The organism is Pseudoteredinibacter isoporae, from assembly GCF_011602085.1.
In the GTDB taxonomy this organism is placed as follows: Bacteria; Pseudomonadota; Gammaproteobacteria; order Pseudomonadales; family Cellvibrionaceae; genus Pseudoteredinibacter; species Pseudoteredinibacter isoporae.
The window spans coordinates 24,530-46,441 of record NZ_JAAONY010000005.1 but is presented as its reverse complement, the minus strand read 5'-3'; the positions used below and the strand labels follow the sequence as shown (position 1 = coordinate 46,441).

At 50.6% G+C, this 21,912-nt stretch carries 27 protein-coding genes; 5 read left to right on the top strand and 22 right to left on the bottom strand.

Annotated elements, in window-relative coordinates:
* Positions 1-24: 24 nt before the first annotated feature.
* From rpsH to rpsJ, 16 genes are all read right to left on the bottom strand, one after another.
* Positions 25-417: a 30S ribosomal protein S8 gene (gene rpsH, locus G8768_RS20185; RefSeq protein WP_166843502.1), complete on the bottom strand. Its 393-nt coding sequence runs from the start codon at positions 415-417 to the stop codon at positions 25-27.
* A 31-nt stretch (positions 418-448) separates the two neighbouring features.
* On the bottom strand, positions 449-754 hold the full coding sequence (gene rpsN, locus G8768_RS20180) for a 30S ribosomal protein S14 (RefSeq protein WP_166843501.1): 306 nt from the start codon (positions 752-754) through the stop codon (positions 449-451).
* A gap of 9 nt (positions 755-763) precedes the next feature.
* Entirely contained in the window at positions 764-1,303 is a 540-nt protein-coding gene (gene rplE, locus G8768_RS20175) for a 50S ribosomal protein L5 (protein WP_166843500.1), read from the bottom strand.
* Positions 1,304-1,320: 17 nt separating this feature from the next.
* Positions 1,321-1,638 (bottom strand): 50S ribosomal protein L24, encoded by a 318-nt coding sequence (gene rplX / locus G8768_RS20170; protein ID WP_166843499.1) that lies wholly within the window; start codon positions 1,636-1,638, stop codon positions 1,321-1,323.
* Between the two features lie 33 nt (positions 1,639-1,671).
* Positions 1,672-2,040 carry a 50S ribosomal protein L14 gene (rplN, locus tag G8768_RS20165; RefSeq protein ID WP_166843498.1) on the bottom strand — a complete coding sequence of 123 codons (369 nt, stop codon included), beginning with the start codon at positions 2,038-2,040 and terminating at the stop codon, positions 1,672-1,674.
* Between the two features lie 35 nt (positions 2,041-2,075).
* Complete coding sequence (gene rpsQ, locus G8768_RS20160; protein ID WP_166843497.1) at positions 2,076-2,342, bottom strand: 30S ribosomal protein S17; 267 nt, start codon at positions 2,340-2,342, stop codon at positions 2,076-2,078.
* Positions 2,343-2,344: 2 nt separating this feature from the next.
* Positions 2,345-2,536 (bottom strand): 50S ribosomal protein L29, encoded by a 192-nt coding sequence (gene rpmC / locus G8768_RS20155; RefSeq protein WP_166843496.1) that lies wholly within the window; start codon positions 2,534-2,536, stop codon positions 2,345-2,347.
* Positions 2,536-2,949 (bottom strand): 50S ribosomal protein L16, encoded by a 414-nt coding sequence (gene rplP / locus G8768_RS20150; RefSeq protein WP_166843495.1) that lies wholly within the window; start codon positions 2,947-2,949, stop codon positions 2,536-2,538. The genes rpmC and rplP overlap by 1 nt, the downstream gene beginning before the upstream one ends.
* A gap of 12 nt (positions 2,950-2,961) precedes the next feature.
* Positions 2,962-3,651 (bottom strand): 30S ribosomal protein S3, encoded by a 690-nt coding sequence (gene rpsC, locus G8768_RS20145; protein WP_166843494.1) that lies wholly within the window; start codon positions 3,649-3,651, stop codon positions 2,962-2,964.
* A 13-nt stretch (positions 3,652-3,664) separates the two neighbouring features.
* On the bottom strand, positions 3,665-3,997 hold the full coding sequence (gene rplV, locus G8768_RS20140; protein ID WP_166843493.1) for a 50S ribosomal protein L22: 333 nt from the start codon (positions 3,995-3,997) through the stop codon (positions 3,665-3,667).
* 12 nt (positions 3,998-4,009) lie between these two features.
* Entirely contained in the window at positions 4,010-4,288 is a 279-nt protein-coding gene (gene rpsS, locus G8768_RS20135; protein ID WP_166843492.1) for a 30S ribosomal protein S19, read from the bottom strand.
* Positions 4,289-4,327: 39 nt separating this feature from the next.
* Positions 4,328-5,155, bottom strand: coding sequence for a 50S ribosomal protein L2 (rplB, locus tag G8768_RS20130; protein WP_166843491.1), 828 nt, complete (start codon positions 5,153-5,155; stop codon positions 4,328-4,330).
* Between the two features lie 13 nt (positions 5,156-5,168).
* Positions 5,169-5,465: a 50S ribosomal protein L23 gene (rplW, locus tag G8768_RS20125; RefSeq protein ID WP_166843490.1), complete on the bottom strand. Its 297-nt coding sequence runs from the start codon at positions 5,463-5,465 to the stop codon at positions 5,169-5,171.
* Positions 5,462-6,076: a 50S ribosomal protein L4 gene (gene rplD / locus G8768_RS20120; protein ID WP_166843489.1), complete on the bottom strand. Its 615-nt coding sequence runs from the start codon at positions 6,074-6,076 to the stop codon at positions 5,462-5,464. Before rplD ends, rplW begins: the two co-directional genes overlap by 4 nt.
* A gap of 20 nt (positions 6,077-6,096) precedes the next feature.
* Positions 6,097-6,741 (bottom strand): 50S ribosomal protein L3, encoded by a 645-nt coding sequence (gene rplC, locus G8768_RS20115; RefSeq protein ID WP_166843488.1) that lies wholly within the window; start codon positions 6,739-6,741, stop codon positions 6,097-6,099.
* A gap of 107 nt (positions 6,742-6,848) precedes the next feature.
* Positions 6,849-7,160, bottom strand: coding sequence for a 30S ribosomal protein S10 (gene rpsJ, locus G8768_RS20110; protein WP_166843487.1), 312 nt, complete (start codon positions 7,158-7,160; stop codon positions 6,849-6,851).
* A 245-nt stretch (positions 7,161-7,405) separates the two neighbouring features.
* Here rpsJ and G8768_RS20105 point away from each other — a divergent pair, with 245 nt between their 5' ends.
* The 4 genes from G8768_RS20105 (at position 7,406) to fusA (G8768_RS20090) (ending at position 14,246) form a co-directional block, all read left to right on the top strand.
* Entirely contained in the window at positions 7,406-7,975 is a 570-nt protein-coding gene (locus G8768_RS20105) for an RNA polymerase sigma factor (RefSeq protein ID WP_166843486.1), read from the top strand.
* Positions 7,972-8,979, top strand: a complete 1,008-nt coding sequence (locus tag G8768_RS20100) for a FecR family protein (protein WP_166843485.1) — start codon at positions 7,972-7,974, stop codon at positions 8,977-8,979. The genes G8768_RS20105 and G8768_RS20100 overlap by 4 nt, the downstream gene beginning before the upstream one ends.
* Before the next feature lie 17 nt (positions 8,980-8,996).
* Positions 8,997-11,963: a TonB-dependent receptor plug domain-containing protein gene (locus tag G8768_RS20095; RefSeq protein WP_166843484.1), complete on the top strand. Its 2,967-nt coding sequence runs from the start codon at positions 8,997-8,999 to the stop codon at positions 11,961-11,963.
* A 195-nt stretch (positions 11,964-12,158) separates the two neighbouring features.
* A complete protein-coding gene (fusA, locus tag G8768_RS20090; RefSeq protein ID WP_166843483.1) occupies positions 12,159-14,246 on the top strand; it encodes an elongation factor G in 2,088 nt (695 codons plus the stop codon).
* Positions 14,247-14,320: 74 nt separating this feature from the next.
* Here fusA (G8768_RS20090) and G8768_RS20085 read toward each other — a convergent pair whose 3' ends face one another.
* From G8768_RS20085 to rpsL, 6 genes are all read right to left on the bottom strand, one after another.
* On the bottom strand, positions 14,321-14,764 hold the full coding sequence (locus tag G8768_RS20085) for a hypothetical protein (protein WP_166843482.1): 444 nt from the start codon (positions 14,762-14,764) through the stop codon (positions 14,321-14,323).
* Positions 14,765-14,946: 182 nt separating this feature from the next.
* A complete protein-coding gene (locus tag G8768_RS20080; RefSeq protein WP_166843481.1) occupies positions 14,947-15,753 on the bottom strand; it encodes a CsgG/HfaB family protein in 807 nt (268 codons plus the stop codon).
* Between the two features lie 245 nt (positions 15,754-15,998).
* Positions 15,999-17,222 carry an elongation factor Tu gene (gene tuf / locus G8768_RS20075; protein WP_167202806.1) on the bottom strand — a complete coding sequence of 408 codons (1,224 nt, stop codon included), beginning with the start codon at positions 17,220-17,222 and terminating at the stop codon, positions 15,999-16,001.
* 117 nt (positions 17,223-17,339) lie between these two features.
* Entirely contained in the window at positions 17,340-19,454 is a 2,115-nt protein-coding gene (gene fusA, locus G8768_RS20070; protein WP_166843171.1) for an elongation factor G, read from the bottom strand.
* Positions 19,455-19,697: 243 nt separating this feature from the next.
* Complete coding sequence (rpsG, locus tag G8768_RS20065; protein ID WP_166843172.1) at positions 19,698-20,168, bottom strand: 30S ribosomal protein S7; 471 nt, start codon at positions 20,166-20,168, stop codon at positions 19,698-19,700.
* 145 nt (positions 20,169-20,313) lie between these two features.
* Positions 20,314-20,685, bottom strand: coding sequence for a 30S ribosomal protein S12 (rpsL, locus tag G8768_RS20060; RefSeq protein WP_020211072.1), 372 nt, complete (start codon positions 20,683-20,685; stop codon positions 20,314-20,316).
* A gap of 226 nt (positions 20,686-20,911) precedes the next feature.
* Between rpsL and G8768_RS20055 the strand changes: the two genes are divergently transcribed.
* Entirely contained in the window at positions 20,912-21,850 is a 939-nt protein-coding gene (locus tag G8768_RS20055; protein ID WP_166843173.1) for a M14 family zinc carboxypeptidase, read from the top strand.
* Positions 21,851-21,912 lie beyond the last annotated feature (62 nt).

Genomic DNA, 21,912 nt, shown 5'->3' with positions numbered 1-21,912 from the left:
ATAAAACTTTTAAAAAAAGTTAAATTAAAATACGGTGCAAAGAACTTCACCACCAATGCCTTGGGCACGGGCAGCGCGATCGCTCATAACACCTTTACTGGTAGAAACAATGGCAACACCCAAACCACCGCGAACGGTAGGCAGGCCATCTTTACCAGCGTAGTTACGTAAACCTGGACGGCTTACACGGTCAAGCTCAGCAATAACTGGCTTACCTTCAAAGTACTTCAGCTCAACAGTCAGCTCTGGCTTGGCGCCTTCGGCAACACTGTAACCGCTGATGTAACCTTCATTTTCTAAAACTTGTGCAACACTTACCTTCAACTTTGAAGAAGGCATAGTTACTTCAGCTTTTGTAGCTTGTTGACCATTGCGGATGCGGGTCAACATATCTGCTAAAGGATCTTGCATGCTCATCGGAATCTGCTCCTAGGTTCAGCGATCTAAATTACCAGCTGGCCTTAACCAAGCCAGGTACATCACCGCGCATGGCAGCTTCACGCAACTTGTTACGACACAGGCCGAACTTACGATAAACCGCATGTGGGCGGCCAGTTACACGACAGCGACGCTGCTGACGAGAAGGGCTCGCATCGCGAGGCAGCTTCTGCAACTGAACCTGGGCTTCCCATAGCTCTTCTTCAGAGCTCTCAGGATTAGCGATGATCGCTTTCAGCTCAGCACGTTTAGCTGCGTACTTAGCCACTGTAGCTGCACGCTTAGCTTCACGTGCAATCATAGATTTCTTAGCCATGACTCTACCCTAGCCTTTGAAAGGAAAGTTGAAGGCTTTCAACAGCGCGCGACCTTCTTCGTCGGTGCGAGCACTGGTGGTGATGCAAATATCCAAACCGCGAAGCTTGTCTACTTTATCGTAGTCAATTTCAGGGAAGATAATTTGCTCGTTCACGCCCATGGAAAAATTACCACGACCATCAAACTGCTTAGGGCTGATGCCGCGGAAGTCACGGATACGTGGGATAGCGATAGAAACCAAGCGCTCCAGGAATTCGTACATACGATCCTGACGCAAGGTTACTTTACAGCCTACAGGCCATCCTTCACGAACCTTGAAACCAGCAATAGATTTACGAGCTTTGGTAACAACAACTTTCTGACCGGAGATCTTCTCCAGATCAGCTACTGCGTTTTCCAAAACCTTTTTGTCGCCAATAGCTTCACCAACACCCATATTGACGGTGATTTTGGTGATGCGAGGCACTTCCATCACGTTTGCCAGACCAAGCTCTTCTTTCAGCTTGGGGGCAATATCGCTCCGGTAAAGTTCTTTCAACTTAGCCATTTTTTAATACCGTCTGCTTATGCGTCTACGGCTTCGCCGTTGGATTTGAAGATGCGAATTTTCTTGCCATCTTCAAGGATTTTAAAACCAACCCGATCAGCTTTCTGAGTAGCTGGGTTGAATATCGCAACATTAGAAGCCTGAATTGGAGCTTCTTTTTCTACGATACCGCCAGCAACACCCAACTGTGGGTTAGGCTTCTGGTGCTTCTTAACAATCTGCACACCGGATACGATTAGGCGATCGTCTTGCAAAACCTTAACGACTTTGCCTCGCTTGCCCTTGTCGCGGCCAGCGATAACAATCACTTCATCTTCACGTTTAATCTTACGCATTACCCTGTCCTCAATACCTAGCTTGTCGTACCGTTACAGTACTTCAGGAGCCAGAGAGATGATTTTCATGAACTTCTCACCACGGAGCTCGCGAGTTACAGGGCCGAAGATACGAGTACCCACTGGTGCATCACTGGCATTCAGTAATACAGCAGCATTGTCGTCGAACTTGATCAGAGAACCGTCAGGGCGACGAACACCTTTCTTGGTGCGTACCACAACAGCCTTCATGACCTGGCCTTTCTTTACCTTACCGCGAGGTATGGCTTCTTTTACCGTTACCTTAATGATATCGCCAACAGACGCGTAACGACGGTGTGAACCGCCCAACACTTTGATGCACATTACACGGCGAGCACCACTGTTATCAGCGACATCTAAGTAAGATTCTGTTTGAATCATCGTTCGTCTCCGAAACTCTAACGCACACTACTGAATTAAATTTCAGCAGCGCGCTCTTCGATTTTAACCAGAGCCCAAGACTTGGTCTTTGACAAAGGACGAGACTCAGAGATGGTTACAACATCACCCATCTTGCACTCGTTCTGTTCGTCGTGGGCCTTCAGCTTAGATGACTTACTAACATACTTGCCGTAAATCGGGTGCTTAACGCGGCGCTCAATAAGTACCACGATGGTTTTATCCATCTTGTTACTTACAACTTTACCAGTCAGCGTGCGTACCAACTTTTCTGCTTCTGCCATGGTTAGTTACCTGCCTTTTCGTTCAGCACTGTCTTGATGCGAGCAATGTCTTTACGAGTCTGGCGAATCAAGTGAGTCTGATTCAACTGACCAGTAGACGCTTGCATACGCAGTTTAAATTGCGCTTGCAGTTGAGAAAGCAACTCTTGGTTCAGCTCTTCAACTGATTTTTCGCGGAGTTCTTGAGCTTTCATTACATCACCGAACGTTTAACGAAGGTTGTACTTACTGGCAGCTTACGAGCAGCCAACTCAAATGCTTCGCGGGCCAATTCTTCAGAAACGCCTTCCATTTCATAAAGAACTTTACCCGGCTGGATCTGAGCTACCCAGTATTCAACATTACCCTTACCTTTACCTTGACGTACTTCCAAAGGCTTTTCAGTAATAGGCTTGTCTGGGAACACTCGAATCCAAATTTTACCGCCACGTTTAATGTGACGAGTCATCGCACGACGAGCCGCTTCGATCTGGCGAGCAGTGATACGACCACGGCCGACAGCTTTCAGAGCGAATTCGCCGAAGCTCACTTTAGAACCGCGATGCGCTAAGCCGCGATTACGGCCTTTTTGCATTTTGCGGAACTTTGTACGCTTTGGTTGCAACATGTGGCGTACCCCTTACTTAGAATTCTTCTTCTTCGGTGCAGGCTTCTTGGCTTCAGCTTGCGCTTCTTCCATGTCACCAATCACTTCACCTTTGAAGATCCAAACTTTGACACCAATGATGCCGTAAGTTGTGGCAGCTTCAGCAGTTGCGTAGTCGATGTCAGCACGCAAAGTGTGTAGAGGTACACGACCTTCACGATACCACTCGCTACGAGCGATCTCAGCACCACCAAGACGACCACCAACCTGAATCTTGATACCTTCAGCACCCTGGCGCATGGCGTTTTGTACAGCACGCTTCATAGCGCGACGGAACATCACACGACGCTCCAACTGCTGTGCAACACCTTGGGCAACCAGAGTCGCATCCAGATCAGGCTTGCGAATCTCTTCAATGTTGATGTGGACAGGAACACCCATCTCTTTGCTTACAGCGGCGCGAAGTTTTTCAACGTCTTCACCTTTTTTACCAATCACGATGCCTGGACGGGCAGTGTGAATAGTAATGCGAGCTGTATTAGCAGGACGCTCGATGTCTACACGGCTAACAGATGCGTTTGCCAATTCTTTTTGAATGTACGCACGTACTTTCAAGTCGGTATTCAGCTTGTCTGCATACTCATCGCTGCCAGCATACCAAGTAGAGGTGTGCTTCTTAACGATGCCCAGACGAATACCTGTCGGATGTACTTTCTGACCCATAACGTCTGATCTCTTAACTGTCGGCGACTTTAACGGTGATGTGACAAGAACGCTTTAAAATGCGATCTGCACGACCTTTCGCACGTGGCTTGATACGCTTCATTGTTAAGCCTTCATCTACAAAAATCGTAGATACTTTCAGCTCATCAACATCCGCACCTTCGTTGTGCTCAGCGTTTGCGATTGCAGACTCAAGCACTTTCTTAATAATTTCGGCGCCTTTCTTTGGGCTAAAAGCCAGAATGTCTAATGCTTCTTCAACGTGTTTACCACGAATCTGATTAGCAACCAGACGCGCTTTTTGAGCCGACAAACGAGCACCGCGCAATTTTGCTGCTACTTCCATCGTCATTTCCTCTTAGCGCTTCTTAGCTTTCTTGTCTGCGATATGACCGCGATAAGTGCGGCTCGCAGCGAATTCGCCCAGCTTGTGGCCAACCATTTCTTCGTTAACAAGAACTGGCACATGCTGGCGACCGTTATGCACAGCGATGGTCAAACCAACCATTTCCGGCATGATCATTGAGCGGCGAGACCAGGTTTTAATTGGACGCCGATCATTTTTTTCGATCGCTGTTTCGACCTTCTTAATCAAGTGAAGATCGATGAAAGGACCTTTTTTCAGTGAACGTGGCACTGTTCTTTCCTCTTTCAGCTACTTACTTATGACAAGCAATTATTTCTTGCCGCGACGGCGTACAATCATCTTATCGGTACGCTTGTTCTTACGGGTCTTATAACCCTTAGTAGGCGTACCCCAAGGTGACACCGGATGACGACCGCCAGAAGTACGACCTTCACCACCACCGTGTGGGTGATCAACTGGGTTCATCGCCACACCGCGAACGGTAGGACGAACACCACGCCAGCGAGAAGCACCTGCTTTACCCAGAGAGCGCAAGCTGTGCTCACTGTTGGATACTTCACCCAAGGTAGCGCGACACTCAGACAGAATCTTACGCATCTCACCACTGCGCAGACGCAGAGTTGCATAAGCACCGTCACGAGCAACCAGCTGAGCCGAGGTACCTGCAGAGCGAGCCAACTGAGCACCTTTACCAGGCTTCAGCTCGATGCAGTGAACAACACTACCCACTGGGATATTACGCAGTGGCAATGTGTTACCAGGCTTGATTGGCGCCGCGTCACCAGACACGATTTCTGCACCAGCACTTACACCTTTAGGAGCGATAATGTAGCGACGCTCACCGTCGGCATAACAAACCAGAGCGATATTAGCGCTGCGGTTTGGATCATATTCCAGACGCTCAACCTTGGCAGGAATGCCATCTTTGTTGCGTTTGAAGTCGATCAAACGATAGTGCTGCTTGTGGCCACCACCAATATGACGAGTCGTAATACGACCGTTATTGTTGCGACCACCAGACTTAGACTTCTTCTCTAGCAGAGGCGCGTAAGGAGCACCTTTGTGCAGCTCAGGATTGACGACACTAACTACGTGACGACGACCTGGAGAAGTAGGCTTACGTTTTACAATAGCCATCTCAACGTCTCCCTTACTCTGCTACTGCAAAGTCAATATCTTGACCTTGCTCGAGGCGAACGTAAGCTTTTTTCCAATCGCTACGCTTGCCCATACCGTGACGGGTACGCTTGGTTTTGCCCTTTACGTTCAAAACACGTACGCCTTCAACTTTAACTTCGAACAGCTGCTCAACTGCGGCTTTGATTTCAGCTTTAGTGGCATCAGTAGTTACTTTGAAAACTACCTGGTTGGCAGCTTCGCCAGCCAATGCCGCTTTTTCAGAAATCACTGGACCTAGCAGCACTTTATAAATGCGTTCCTGGTTCATCCCAATGTCTCCTCAAGCTTTTTCAGTGCAGCAACAGTGACTACAACCTTGTCAAAGCGGATCAAAGCTACTGGATCGATAGCTTCCACATCGCGAACGTCAACCTTGTGCAGGTTGCGTGACGCCAAGTACAAGTTGGTATCGACTTCTTCAGTAACGATCAGCGCTTCAGTCAGGTCGAACTGCTTCATCTTACCTACCAGCTCTTTAGTCTTGGGCGCTTCAACAGCGAAAGACTCAACAACTACCAGGCGATCTTGACGGTTCAACTCGGACAAGATGCAGCGCATCGCAGCGCGGTACATTTTCTTGTTCAGCTTTTGCTCGTGGTTACGAGGCTGAGCAGCAAATGTAACACCACCAGAGCGCCAGATTGGGCTACGGCTGGTACCAGCACGTGCACGACCTGTGCCCTTTTGACGCCAAGGCTTGGCGCCGCCACCAGAAACCGCAGAACGGTTTTTCTGGGCCTTGGTACCCTGGCGAGCACCAGCCATAAAGGCTACTACTGCCTGGTGAACCAGGTCTTGATTAAATTCACGACCGAAAGCCACTTCAGATACAGAAACTGTACCTTTAGCGCCTTCAGGTGTTGCAATATTTAATTCCATGGTCATCCCCCTAGGAAGCCTTAACCGTTGCTCTGCAGTTTCACAGCAGGACGTACAATCACGTCACTACCTGGAGCGCCTGGAACAGCACCCTTAACTAACAGCAGATTGCGCTCAGCATCGATGCGAACCACTTCCAGATTTTGAACAGTTACCTGCTCAGAACCCATGTGACCTGCCATCTTTTTGCCTTTGAACACACGTCCTGGGGTCTGACATTGACCAATAGAGCCAGGAGCACGGTGGGAAATTGAGTTACCGTGAGTAGCATCTTGCATATGGAAATTCCAACGCTTAACGCCACCTTGAAAGCCTTTACCTTTAGAGGTACCGGTAACATCGATTTTTTGACCAGCTTCGAAAGTCTCAACGGTGATTTGACCACCAACTTCGAAAGCTTCTTCGTTGTCGTTGCGAAGCTCCCACAAACCACGACCCGCTTCAGCATTAGCTTTAGCGAAGTGACCTGCAGCAGACTTAGCGACACGGGAGGCACGACGAGACCCTACGGTTACCTGTACAGCGTTGTAACCGTCGGTTTCCACGTTCTTAACCTGGGTGATGCGATTGGGTTCAACCTCAATCACAGAAACAGGGATGGAAACACCATCTTCAGTAAAAATGCGAGTCATACCGCTTTTGCGGCCGACTAGACCAATCGTCATTTTGCTAACCTCTCAGTGTACGGGGCTTTTACCCGCTATGGCCGCCCATCTCAGAGCGTTACACATACCTAGGCATTGAGGCCTAGGATTTCGGCATTATTAAATAATTAACCGAGACTAATTTGAACCTCAACACCAGCAGCTAGATCTAGCTTCATAAGTGCATCAACAGTCTTTTCAGTCGGTTGAACAATATCCAACAAACGCTTATGTGTACGAATCTCATATTGATCACGCGCATCTTTGTTAACATGCGGAGAAATCAATACAGTGAAACGCTCCTTACGAGTCGGCAGCGGAATCGGACCCCGAACTTGTGCGCCAGTACGCTTTGCCGTCTCAACAATCTCCTCAGTAGAAGCGTCGATGAGCTTGTGGTCGAAAGCCTTAAGGCGGATTCGAATTCGTTGATTCTGCATCTGAACCAAACTCCAAAATCGTTAATAAATTTACCCATCTCTCAAAGCCTTACGACCCTGAAAAATGGAAGCGGAATTCTATAGACCTCAGCTGACCCGGTCAAGACCTATTTGTAAAAAATTTAACCAAGCCCGCGAACACCCCCAAACAAGCCGTAAGCCAGCCCACTCAAGGCCTTGGCCAATAGCGCCTCAAGCCACAAAACCTGTTAGACTGCCGGGCGATTAATAATAAGTTGAAGCCAATGAGCCAACCCCCCAACCGCATTAGCCAGGTATTTCAAAGCTACCGACAGAAGCTGGCCAACCGGATTCGCCATCTGGTCAAGCCCCAGGACATTGATGATATTGTCCAGGACACTTTCGTGCGCTGCTACGAAGCCGAACTCAAGCAGGAAATTGAATACCCCAAGACTTATATGCTGCGTACCGTGCAGCGCCTGGCCATAAACCACTTGCAGCGCTGGGATAACAGCCGCAGCGAGCATCTGGAGGATTTGGAAGAGCCAACTGTCCAGCTACTATCGCCCAGCGCCGAACAGGAATTTGAATCAAAGGAACGCTTTCTACAGTTCTGCCGAGCCGTCGAGCAATTGCCAGACAGCTGTCGCAAAGCCTTCGTGCTAAAGAAGGTATACGGCCTCAGCCAGAAGGAGATCGCCGAATATCTGCAATTGAGCGAAAGCACTGTTGAGAAGCACATCGCCAAGGGCATGCGCAGCTGCTTTGCGTATATAAAGAACATAGAGCAAGGCCAAAGCCCAAAAGCTGACGCCGAAAACACCCAATTCAGAAAAAGCCGCACGAACAAATGAGCAATGTAAGCCAACTAACCTCCGCCGAAGACTGCCTGGATCAGGCCAGCGAGTGGCTCGCCAAGGTAGACCGAGGCCTCAGCGAGGAAGAGCAACGCGCCATGCAAGAGTGGGCGCAAGCCAACCCCAACCACCGCCGAAGCCTGTTTGAAATGGCCGCCATGTGGGATTCAATGAGCATGCTGAGCGAACTTTCCGCCATGTTCCCACTGGAAGAAGCCCCCGCGCCACGCAAGTCCTTCGCCCTCCCCGCCGCCATCGCGGCCAGCGTAGCAGTATTGGCCATTAGCCTCGGATTTCTGTGGATCAGCAATAATGTGCTACAACAAGCCCAGTTCAAAACGGCTATTGGGGAGCACAGTCAGCACAAACTCAATGACGGCTCAACCATCCACCTGAACACTGACAGCCGCCTGCGTATTGATTTCACCCTCGGTGAGAGAAAGGTCTATCTGGAACAGGGAGAAGCCCATTTTACTGTCGCACACGACAAGCGCCGTCCTTTTGTTGTCCAAGCAGGCGATAACACCATCACCGCCATTGGCACCGCGTTCAACATTCAGTTGTCCAAAGACCAGGAAATGGAACTGCTGGTCACTGAAGGGAAGGTTTCCCTGCAGGGCCCGCAAACTGCTAAACCGGAAAACGAGGCGACCAACACCTTACCCGCCCCGGTAACCACCTACTTGAGCGCCGGCCAAAAGATTGCATCAAGCGAACAAGCCATCAGCTCAGTCACCCCAGTTGAAAGCGAAACCATCGACGGCGAACTCGCCTGGCAACGGGGCTTTATCGTCTTCGATGGCGAACCACTGCAGGCGGCTATCGCGGAAGTCGAGCGCTACTCAGAACTGTCCTTCACTATGGATGAAGACATACAGTCCTTGCAGATTGCCGGCTTTTTTAAAACCAACGACATGGATAAGCTACTCAATGCCCTCGAGGAAAGTTTTGGCATCATGGCCGAACGCAGCGAGCAATCCATTCACCTACACCAACCTTGAACCCCACCCAAAACACAATGGGCCCTTCAAGTATCTGCATACAAGCATGGCGGAAATTTGCCAGCCAGCTGTCAGCTTCAAGCGAGGCTGACGGACTGCTGCGCAAAATCCTTGCCGCCTGCACGATTGCCCTGCTTTTGCTGGCCAATCCCAGCGCAGGAAGCAACAACCAGGAACTGGACAAGATCCATTCCTTTAATATACCTGCGCAGCGTGCCGATCGCGCTCTGACAGAGTTTGGCCGCCAGGCGGACATCACAATTGTGTTTTCCTTCCAGGCAACCAAACCTTTCAAGGCCAACACCCTGCGCGGGCGTCACAGTTTGCGACACGGTATTCACAAGCTGCTCAAGGGCAGCGGGCTGGTAGCGCGTATCGGCAAATCCGGACAGCTGAGTATTGATATACAAAGCCAAACGGAGAGAGCAGATACAATGAAAAATAATAAGACCATACTCGCGGCCGCTATTGCCAGCGCGATAAGCACTACCGCTGTTCCGAGTATTGCCCAGGATAGCAATGCTGAAATTGAAGAAGTGACGGTATTGGGTAGTCGCCAAGCCGGTCGCTCGGCAGGCGATATGCCAGTGCCCGTTGACACCCTGAGCTCAGACGCACTGTCGAACAGCGGCCAGACGGAAGTCGGCCGAATGCTGCAGGCCCTGGCCCCCTCGTTTAACTTCCCGAGCTCGTCTATCTCAGACGGGACCGACGCCCTGCGCCCAGCGACCCTGCGCGGATTAGGCCCAGATCAGACCCTGGTTTTAGTGAATGGCAAGCGACGCCACCAGGCTTCGCTGATCCACATTAATACCTCTGTAGGTCGAGGCACGGCTGGCGTAGACATGAACGCAATTCCCGCCGCCTCCATTAAACGCATTGAGGTTTTGCGTGACGGCGCCGCCGCACAGTATGGCTCCGACGCGATCGCTGGCGTAATAAATATTGTACTGAAAGACGACAATGAAGCTGGCCACATCGGCATCTCCAATGGTGAATACTCCGAAGGCGACGGCAACACGACCAACATCGATTTCTCCAAAGGTTTCACCCTCGGCGACGATGGCTATCTGAACATCTCTGGTAACTTCCGGGATCGTGAGCACACCAACCGCGCCGGCCTGCATGGCTCCTGCCAATTCAGCGGCTGTGTCGACACCGATGGCAACGGCATTCTGGAAGCCGGCGACCCGCGTGAAATTACCGCGCCGCGCCAGACCTTCCGCATTGGTGACGCCGAGTCAGAGCAAACCGCACTCACACTGAACGCGGGCGTTGAAGTTGGCTCTGGTGAACTCTACGGTTTCGCAACCTACTCAAGCCGTGACAACGAATCCGCCGCCTTTTTCCGCCACAACGCCAACAATGGTGGCAACGCCCCACTGTCGGATGGCGACGCCACGATTCCCGCCGGCTTCCTGCCAAAGATCAACAGCGAGATCGAAGACATCTCAGTAAACATCGGCTACCGCATGGATTTTGACAGCGGTGCGACTCTCGATGTGTCTTACACCACTGGTGAAAACACCATTGATTACACCACCAGCAACTCACTGAACTCCTCTTTCGCCAACCACTTATTGAACAGCACCAGCATGAGCGATGCGGAGATCCGCGGCAGCGTGCCAAGAACAGCACGCGCCTATGGCCTCGAACTGGGGCTGGACACCTTCAATGTAGACTTCACGCAATCTTATGGCGATCTGGCACTGGCCGCCGGTGCAGCGATTCGCAAGGACACCTATAAAGTGATTCCCGGCGAGGAATACGCCTACCGCGATTACGACACTCAAAATGGCATGAGCCTATACAGCACCGACCGCAGTGGCGGCATTCAAGGCTTCCCCGGCATTGGCCCCCAGTCTGCGGTTGACGAGGAGCGTGACGTAAACTCACTTTACCTGGATGGCGAATACCAAGTCACCGACGACCTGATGGTCAGCGCCGCCATGCGCTACGATGACTACGATGGCTTCGGCAATACCGTGAACTACAAACTGGCGGGCAGTTTCGCCGCCAGCGACAGTGTACGTTTACGCGCAGCCGCCAGCACCGGCTTCCGCGCACCCTCCATGCAACAGCTGTACTTTAATAATGTCAGCACGCAGTTTGTGACCGACAGCAATGGCAACCTTGTTGCTGCCGAGCGCGGCACGTTCCGCAATGACAGCCCGGTCGCAAAAGCCATTGGCATTCCCGCACTGAAGGAAGAAGAGTCCTTGAACCTGAGCTTCGGTATCGTGGCCGATCTGAGCGACCAGCTGAACGTCACCATCGACTTCTACCAAGTGCAGATTGATGACCGCATCGTCATCAGCCGTGGACTGGGAACCGGCCTGAGCCCAGAACTGGATGCAGCACTGGCCAGTGCCGGCGCTTCGCAAGCACAGTTCTTCCTGAACGGTGCCGATACCGAAACCAAGGGTGTCGATATCGTTGCTTCTTATGAAGGCATTGAGCTGGGTGGCGGCAACCTGGACATCACCATGGCGGCTAACTACACCAAAACCGATGTGACCAGCTTGTTCACCCCAGCTAACAGCGGACTGTCCACCCTGAGCACCGACCAGGTCTTCAGCTCCCAGGACATTTCGATTATTGAAGAGTGGCAACCCAAAGATCGCATCAGCGTGAGCGGCCTATATACCCGCGACAACTGGACCGTGAACCTGGCTTTCAATCGCTTTGGCGAGTACACCATTGAAGATGGCGGCCGCCAGACTTATGGCGCCGAGATTCTCACCGACTTGCGCGTGGCCTATCACTTCGATAACGGCTTTGGTATCAACTTCGGCGGCAATAACATTTTTGATGTTACGCCTGACGAAAACCAAATTGGTAATTCTCGCACCGGCGCTATTGAAGATGGCCCAGGCGGGAACCTGATCGTCGACAGCAAGGGAGTGTTTACTTACTCTCGTCGCTCAGCCCCGTTCGGCTTTAATGGCGCCTACTACTATCTGGGCGTGACGTACGACTTCTAAGCCAATCTGTCTTCATCAGAAAGACAAAATACGCCGTTATAAATCAAAGCCATCCCCATTGGGGATGGCTTTTTTATATAAGCGAGCAAAAAATCGCCATTTTTCTTTTAATTTAGGTTCAATAAGGGCGCAAGACTCCGTATAATTGCGCGCTATTTTTTTGGAATTGGACTTGGTTTAACTCGAGAAACAGAAATGTCTGACTTATCACACTACCGTAACATAGGTATCTTCGCACACGTAGATGCCGGTAAAACCACTACCACAGAGCGTATCCTGAAACTGACCGGTAAAATCCATAAAACCGGTGAAGTACATGACGGTGAATCCACCACCGACTTCATGGAGCAGGAAGCTGAGCGCGGTATTACCATCCAGTCAGCAGCGACTACCTGCTTCTGGAAAGACCACCGCATGAACATCATCGATACTCCAGGGCACGTTGACTTCACTGTTGAAGTATATCGTTCTTTGAAAGTACTGGACGGCGGCGTAGGCGTATTCTGCGGCTCCGGCGGTGTTGAGCCTCAGTCTGAGACCAACTGGCGCTACGCGAACGAATCTGAAGTAGCTCGTATCATCTTCGTTAACAAACTGGACCGTATTGGTGCTGACTTCCTGCGCGTTGTTGGCCAGGTTGAAAAAGTACTGGGCGCCAACCCACTGGTTATGACCCTGCCAATCGGTCGTGAAGACGGCTTCGTTGGTGTTGTTGACGTACTGAACGAAACGGCCTTCGTATGGGATGATTCTGGCCTGCCAGAAAACTTTGAGATTGTTGATATCCCTGCTGACATGGTTGACCAGGTTGCCGAATACCGCGAAAAGCTGGTTGAAACCGCCGTTGAGCAGGACGACGACCTGATGGAAGCGTACATGGAAGGTGAAGAACCTTCTATCGAAGATCTGAAGCGCTGCATCCGCAAAGGTACTATTAACCTGGACTTCTTCCCGACTTTCTGTGGTTCTGCATTTAAGAACAAAGGTGTTCAGCTGGTTCTGGACGCGGTTGTCGATTACCTGCCAAGCCCAACCGAAGTTGATCCTCAGCCTCTGACCGACGAAGAAGGTGAAGAGACTGGCGAGCACGCTATCGTTTCTGCTGAAGAGCCGCTGCGCGCACTGGCCTTTAAGATCATGGACGACCGTTTCGGCGCCCTGACCTTTATCCGTATTTACTCTGGTGTAATGAAGAAGGGTGACACCATCCTGAACTCCTACACCGGCAAAACCGAGCGTATCGGCCGTATGGTTGAGATGCACGCTGATGAGCGTACCGAACTGGATTCAGCCCAGGCTGGCGACATCATCGCCGTAGTAGGCATGAAGAATGTTCAAACCGGTCACACTCTGTGTGATCCTAAGAACCCTTGTACTCTGGAACCAATGATCTTCCCTGAGCCAGTAATCTCTATTGCTGTTGCTCCGAAAGACAAAGGTTCTACCGAGAAGATGGGTGTTGCGATCGGTAAGATGGTTGCAGAAGATCCTTCTTTCGTTGTTGAAACTGACGAAGACTCCGGTGAGACCATCCTGAAAGGTATGGGCGAACTGCACCTGGATATTAAAGTAGACATCCTGAAGCGTACTTACGGCGTTGAGCTGGAAGTGGGTCAGCCACAGGTGGCTTACCGCGAAACTATCACCATGCCAATCGAAGACAGCTACACTCACAAGAAGCAGTCTGGTGGTTCGGGTCAGTTCGGTAAGATCGACTACCGCATCAAGCCTAATGAGCCAGGCACTGGCTTCACCTTCGAATCTACTGTTGTTGGTGGTAACGTTCCTAAGGAATTCTTCCCAGCGATTGAGAAGGGCTTCAAAGGCATGATGGACGAAGGTCCACTGGCTGGTTTCCCTGTACTGGACGTTCACGTTGAGCTGTACGACGGTGGCTACCACGCGGTTGACTCCTCGGCGGTAGCATTTGAAATCGCCGCTAAAGGCGCTTTCCGTCAGTCCATGCCTAAGGCCGGTCCTCAGCTGATCGAACCTATCATGCACGTTGACGTATTCACTCCAGACGACCACGTTGGTGACGTTATTGGTGACCTGAACCGTCGTCGCGGCATGATCAAAGATCAAGAGCCTGGCACCACCGGTGTTCGCATTAAAGCCGACGTACCTCTGGCCGAAATGTTTGGCTACATTGGTCACCTGCGTACCATTACTTCTGGTCGTGGTCAGTTCTCCATGGAGTTCAGTCACTACATGCCTTGCCCACAAAACGTGGCAGAAGAAGTAATTGCTGAAGAAAAAGCCAAGAAAGACGCTAAGAAGTAATTAGCGCCTTCCTGGTATTAAAAAGCCCTGCAAGCTTAGCTTGCGGGGCTTTTTTGTTTTTGAATAAAGTGCTTTTAAAAAACCACCTCTACTTTCTCACCATCGGAAAGCTTGCACTCACCGATACCACCATCATCGATTCCACCGCGGGCTGATGAAAACTGGAAATTACATTTCATACTACGCCCCCGGTCACCCAACAACAGCGCTTTAGCCGACGAAGATCTCTGCTCACTGTCCATCAAAACCCAGGAATCATCATTGGAAGACTCACCGATACGGATTTCATCGCCATCGGTAGATGTGGAGCCCTGCACAAATTTTCCTTCGAACCGCTCGCCGCCCGGCATGATCAACGTCAGCTTTCCGTCATTGTCCATAAAGCCCTGCTGATACTCCATGCGAACCACTTCACCACGACTCACACCCTCGATAACCCCATTTGATTCACAGGCAAGCAAACCAACGATGGACGTCGCCAATAGAACACGCACAGCTGATTTTTTCACGTTTAACATAAGAACTCCTCCATTAAAAACCTGATTATGGGGAGCTCAGCTAAATCGATTCTTAATTCAAAATTAACTGCAGATTAATCTGGCGCGACAGACACAAACGCAGGACACGGGCCGAAAACCCAAATGACGAACACAAAAAAGCCGGCATATAGCCGGCTTTTCTTAAGATGAAGAAATCAGACTTACTGACCAACCTTCAACTTACCACCTTTACCCAAACCGCCTTTAACCGTTTGAGCTTTGTAGTTACGCAGGGCCTTAACCATGTTGTTGTAAGAGTCTGCAAAAGAAGCGGCGATAATCTTACCCTCTGGAGTATTGGTAAAACCACCTGCTCCACCAACTGCACCACCGAAGAAACCACCAAACAAGTTGAAATCATAGTTTTTGGCGTTACCCACTGCAGCCGATATCTGCACACCCGAGCGGTTATCGATTAACAACAAGGTAGTAGAAGCTTCATTTTTCTTTAAACCACCGGCAATAACACCAACGGTTGAACCAACCAGACCGCCTAGCAGGCCACCAACACCACCCGTGCCCTTTTCAGAGAACTGAATGGATGGATTCATCGTGTAATCAGCCGCCACCATCTGACCTTTGCCAAAGTTGCTGCCCGAACGCATCTCACCAGAATTCATCAGTTCGCGCTCTGTATTCAGAGCCTGCATAGCACGGCCACGCTCAACAACGACAAAACAGTTCGACTGCTGAATCATGGTACGAATGACCGGGATGGTACTGCCCAACTGAGGGTAACGTGAGGCATAAACATTCCACCAAGGCAGGGTACGATCCTCAAATACAGACATAGTACCTAATGGCTCTGAACAACTTTCCAAAGCAGTGTTCTTATTTTCAGTGTTGGCGCCACCAGCGGCACCTGAAACTGTGTTTCCACCCGCGTTACCCATGGTTGGCATGGTGCCATTACAGGCGGCCAAGGTAAGCGCGGTAACGCTGATTGCTGCAGTCAGTAATTTTTTCATGATATTTCTCTATACCCCATATCCATATTAAAGTGATGCCGAAACGAAGAGTCTAATTTAGCTCTTATTAAAAAACCATATAAATTAACTACTTTTAGTGATAAGAACCTAACAATTAAAACAAATCTAAATCTATTTCCCCAAGATAAACCGGCAAGTGGATATTTCAATAACAAGAAATTACCGGCATAAAAAAACCGGGGCAAATGCCCCGGTTTTTAAGATCTCGAAAATCGATTTAACGATTAGTCGAGGATCTTGGATACAACACCAGCACCTACGGTACGGCCACCTTCGCGAATCGCGAAACGCAGACCTTCATCCATAGCAATTGGGCAGATCAACGTAACAGACATCTGAATGTTGTCACCTGGCATTACCATCTCTACGCCTTCTGGCAGCTCACATGCACCGGTCACGTCAGTTGTACGGAAGTAGAACTGTGGACGGTAACCTTTAAAGAATGGAGTGTGGCGACCACCTTCATCTTTAGACAGTACGTAAACCTCACCCTCAAACTTGGTGTGTGGGTTAATAGAACCTGGAGCAGCCAATACCTGACCACGCTCTACTTCATCACGCTTGGTACCACGCAACAGAACACCAACGTTCTCACCTGCACGACCTTCGTCAAGCAGCTTACGGAACATCTCTACACCAGTACAGGTAGTAGTGGTGGTGTCTTTAATACCAACGATCTCGATCTCTTCACCAACTTTGATGATACCGCGCTCAACACGACCGGTTACAACCGTACCACGACCCTGAATCGAGAATACGTCTTCGATTGGCAGAATGAAGGCACCGTCGATCGCACGCTCTGGCTCAGGAATGTACTCGTCCAGAGTCTCAACCAGCTTCTTAACCGCAGAAGTACCCAACTCGTTGTCGTCTTCGCCGTTCAGAGCCATCAGAGCAGAACCCGCAATGATTGGCGTGTCGTCGCCTGGGAATTCGTAAGTTTCCAACAACTCACGCAGTTCCATTTCAACCAGCTCCAGCATCTCAGCGTATTCTTCTGAATCTACGCCACCACAGTCTTCAGCCAACAGGTCAGCTTTGTTCAGGAATACGACGATGTAAGGTACACCTACCTGACGAGACAGCAGGATGTGCTCACGAGTCTGAGGCATTGGACCATCAGTCGCACCACATACCAGAATAGCGCCGTCCATCTGTGCAGCACCGGTAATCATGTTCTTAACGTAGTCGGCGTGTCCTGGGCAATCTACGTGGGCGTAGTGGCGGCTAGGAGAATCGTACTCTACGTGGGAAGTCGCAATAGTAATACCGCGCTCACGCTCTTCTGGTGCATTGTCGATACCGTCAAATGCTACTGCATCACCACCCCATACTTCCGCACATACGCGAGTCAGGGCTGCAGTCAAAGTTGTTTTACCATGGTCAACGTGACCGATAGTACCTACGTTCACATGGGGTTTCGAACGCTCAAAAGTTTCTTTTGCCACTTTACGTGTCCTCTCAAAAATACGCTGTTGCCAGCACGATTAAATGATTAGAAATCAAATTTACCAATCTTATAAAACCACAAAGGCCCAACCGCACTGCGATCAGGCCACATCTCTTTAGGAGCCAGCTACCATTTTAGCAATCACTTCATCCGCCACGTTCTTCGGCGCTTCAGCGTACTTGGCAAACTCCATGGTGAAGGTAGCGCGGCCTTGTGTCGCCGAACGCAGATCGGTCGCATAACCGAACATCTCTGCCAGCGGCACTTCGGCATTTACTACCTTGCCCGAAGGATTCTCATCCATGCCCAGAATCAAGCCACGGCGGCGGTTCAAATCACCCACCACATCACCCATGTTTTCTTCCGGGGTTACAACTTCAACCTTCATCATTGGTTCAAGCAGCTTGGCACCGCCATCCTGAGCCAACTTTTTGGTTGCCATAGAAGCGGCAATTTTAAAGGCCATTTCGTTGGAGTCAACATCGTGGAAAGAGCCATCGTACAGAGTGGCCTTCAGACCCAGCAACGGATAGCCAGCCAGAACACCATTTTGCATCTGCTCTTCGATGCCTTTGTTGACTGCCGGGATATATTCCTTGGGAACAGTACCCCCAACAATTTCGTTCACAAACTCCAGGCCTTCAGCCGCTTCATCCTCTGCAGGTTCAAAACGAACCCAAACGTGGCCATATTGACCACGACCACCGGATTGGCGCACAAATTTGCCTTCTATCTCGCACACATTGGAGATGCGTTCGCGATAAGCCACTTGAGGCTTACCGATATTGGCTTCCACGCTGAACTCACGACTCATACGGTCAACCAGAATATCCAGGTGCAATTCACCCATACCGGAAATAATGGTTTGCCCGGTTTCCTCGTCGGTTCTGACACGGAAAGACGGGTCTTCCTGGGCCAGTTTACCCAGCGCAACACCCATTTTTTCCTGATCTGCCTTGGTACGAGGCTCAACCGCAACCGAGATAACCGGCTCGGGGAACTCCATACGCTCCAGGACAATCTTGCTGTTTTCAGAACAGAGCGTATCGCCAGTGGTCACATCTTTCAGACCAATCGCTGCGGCGATATCACCCGCCAAAACTTCTTTAATTTCCTGGCGATCATTCGAGTGCATCTGCACCATACGGCCTACGCGCTCGCGCTTCTCTTTCACCGAGTTGTAGACCGAAGTGCCGCTCTCCAGCTTACCGGAATACACACGGAAGAAGGTCAGCGTGCCCACAAACGGATCGGTCGCAATTTTGAAGGCCAAAGCAGAGAATGGGGCATCGTCATCCGCTTCCCGAGTTTCGACCTTTTCAGGGTCATTGATCATGGTACCTTCGATCGCCTTAACTTCGGTTGGCGATGGCAGGTACTCAATAACGGCATCCAATACGGCCTGTACGCCTTTATTCTTAAAGGCAGAGCCGCCCAGCACTGGAACAATTTCATTCGCCAAAGTGCGCTGACGGATCGCTGATTTGATTTCTTCTTCGCTCAGCTCACCTTCTTCCAGGTATTTTTCCATCAACTCTTCATTGGCTTCCGCGGCGGACTCTACCAGGTACTCGCGCATTTCTTCGCACTTGTCCTGAATGTCGGCCGGGATATCGCCGTATTCAAAGGTCATCCCCTGATCGGCTTCATTCCACAGGATGGCCTTCATTTTGACCAGATCCACAACGCCCTTGAATTCATCTTCAGCACCAATGGTCATCTGCAGAGGCACAGGGTTGGCCCCCAGGCGCTCCTTCAACTGATCGACAACCATCTGGAAATCCGCACCAGCACGGTCCATCTTGTTTACAAAGACCATACGAGGCACTTCGTATTTGTTCGCCTGGCGCCATACTGTCTCGGTCTGAGGCTGCACGCCGGAAGAACCACAAAGTACCACTACAGCGCCGTCCAGCACTCGCAGGGAGCGTTCTACTTCAATGGTGAAGTCAACGTGCCCCGGGGTATCAATGATGTTCACACGGTGCTGATCAAACTGCTGCTGCATACCTGCCCAGAAACAGGTAGTCGCCGCTGAGGTAATCGTAATGCCGCGCTCTTGCTCTTGCTCCATCCAGTCCATGGTAGCCGCACCGTCGTGCACCTCACCAATTTTATGAGACAGACCGGTATAGAAAAGCACACGCTCGGTAGTCGTGGTTTTACCCGCATCTACGTGGGCACAGATACCGATATTGCGATAGCGTGAGATAGGTGTTTTACGCGCCACTAGGATATCCCCATTAAAATTCTAATTAATATGCTGCGACACAAACGTGCCGCCACAAACAAACGCCCAAGCGCGTATTTGTGCGAGCCTCCCCGAGCGAACGGATTCGTGCAACCGCTCCAGCTCTGCAGGGGGCAAACGATTTCTTCAAGTGTATGTATTTCGAAGACATCGTCAGGTAAAAAACAAAAGGCAGCCGTAAATAGCTGCCTTTTGACACCGCATAGAACAATAAATGCTCTATTAGAAGCGGTAGTGGGAGAATGCCTTGTTGGCTTCTGCCATGCGATGTACATCTTCGCGCTTCTTAACAGCAGCACCCTTGCCTTGGGAAGCATCAATCAGCTCACCAGCCAAGCGCTGTGGCATAGACTTCTCACCGCGGTTACGGGAGTACTCTACCAACCAACGCATTGCCAGCGCCTGACGACGGGCAGGGCGTACTTCAACAGGCACCTGGTAAGTAGCACCACCAACACGGCGGGACTTAACTTCCACTAAAGGTGCAATGTTTTCCAGTGCTTCATCAAAAACCTCAAGTGGGTCTTTGTTCAGCTTCTCTTGAACAGAGTCCAGGGCACCGTAAACGATGCGCTCAGCGACAGATTTCTTACCGCTGATCATGACCATGTTCATGAACTTCGCGAGTGTGACGTTGCCGAACTTAGGATCGGGCAGCACTTCACGCTTCGCGACAACTCTTCTTCTTGGCATTTTAAATCGCCTCTATCTTCAGGGTTTCTAAGACAACACTCTCATTACTCTTGACTGGGCTTGCGCGCAATCGCCTCTCCTGAGTGTGCTTAGCCTTACTCGGTTCGCTTATAGCAAGCCGAAAACGAGGGGTATAAACGCTAAATTACTTAGGACGCTTAGTACCGTACTTAGAGCGACCTTGCTTACGGTCGTTAACACCAGAGGTGTCCAACGAACCGCGAACAGTGTGGTAACGTACACCAGGCAGGTCTTTTACACGACCGCCGCGGATCAGTACAACACTGTGCTCTTGCAAGTTGTGACCTTCACCACCGATGTAAGAAGTAACCTCAAAACCATTGGTCAGGCGCACACGGCAAACCTTACGCAGGGCTGAGTTTGGCTTCTTAGGTGTAGTAGTGTAGACACGAGTACAAACGCCACGTTTCTGTGGGTTTGCCTGCAAGGCAGGTACGTCGCTCTTTTGCACTTTACGTTTTCTAGGCTTACGAACCAATTGGTTGATCGTTGCCATGAAAAAATGACTCCAGTTAATCACCTTCATATGAAGGTTTTGTGAATAAAAAATACTCCCCCTTTTTAGGGGGATGCGAATTGTACGGAGCTATTGATCAAAGGTCAACCACCTATTCTCCTGTAGTTTAAGCCGCTAAAAGCAGCATTATTAGGAGGCTTTTGCTATTATTTCCACCAAAGAGCCATAGATGGCCGTTTAAAGGAAAATAAGAGCTAGACCTTATATGTACCAACCCTTAAAACCATGGATTTCCAAGCTTTGTGCACTCAGCTTGAGCCTCATTGTCAGCCAAGCTGCCTTTAGCCAAGACCAAGAAGAAGCAACTCCCCCTGAACAGCCCAAGTTAAGCGTTAATGAGCTCTGTCACGCCATTGGCAACAAGCTCGGGAGCGTCAGCATTAAAGAATGTGAGCAGCAGCAGTTGGTCGCATCTGGCCACCACAGCCAGAAAGGCTACCCGCTGTCGATGCGCCACTACGGCCCAAAGCCCAACCGCACCCCCAAGGGGCGGATCATTTTAATGGGGGGGATTCATGGCGATGAATACGCCTCCGTATCCGTACTCTTCAAATGGATGAATACCCTCAACAAGCATCATTCTGGCCTGTTCGATTGGAAGGTGATCCCACTGGCCAACCCTGACGGCCTGCTGCGTCGCAAATCCCAACGCCAGAACGACAACGGTGTAGACCTGAACCGCAACTTCCCGACACCCGACTGGGACGAGAAGGCCATGGACTACTGGCAAAACCGCACCTTCAAGAACAAGCGCCGCTACCCCGGCCCTTATGCGGCCAGTGAGATCGAGACCAAATGGCTGCTGGAGCTGATCAAGGAATTTGAGCCAGACGCCATTATCTCGGTACACGCACCTCACAAACTGATCGATTTCGATGGCCCTCATAAACCGCCCCAGAAGCTGGGCAAGCTGCAATTACACCGCCTGGGAACCTACCCTGGCAGCCTGGGCAACTATGGTGGTTCGGTACTGGACGTCCCTATTCTGACCGTAGAGCTCCCCTTTGCAGGCATCATGCCCAGTCAAGGTGAAATCAGCACCATGTGGACTGATCTGGTACGCTGGCTGGTCAGGGAGGTTCCCAAACAGAAAAAACGCCGCATGGCCAAAACGGAAACCAGCGAAGACAGCAGCGGCGAATAACAGCCGCCAGACACGACACAAAAAAGCGGACTTTGAGTCCGCTTTTTTGTGTCTGCGAAATG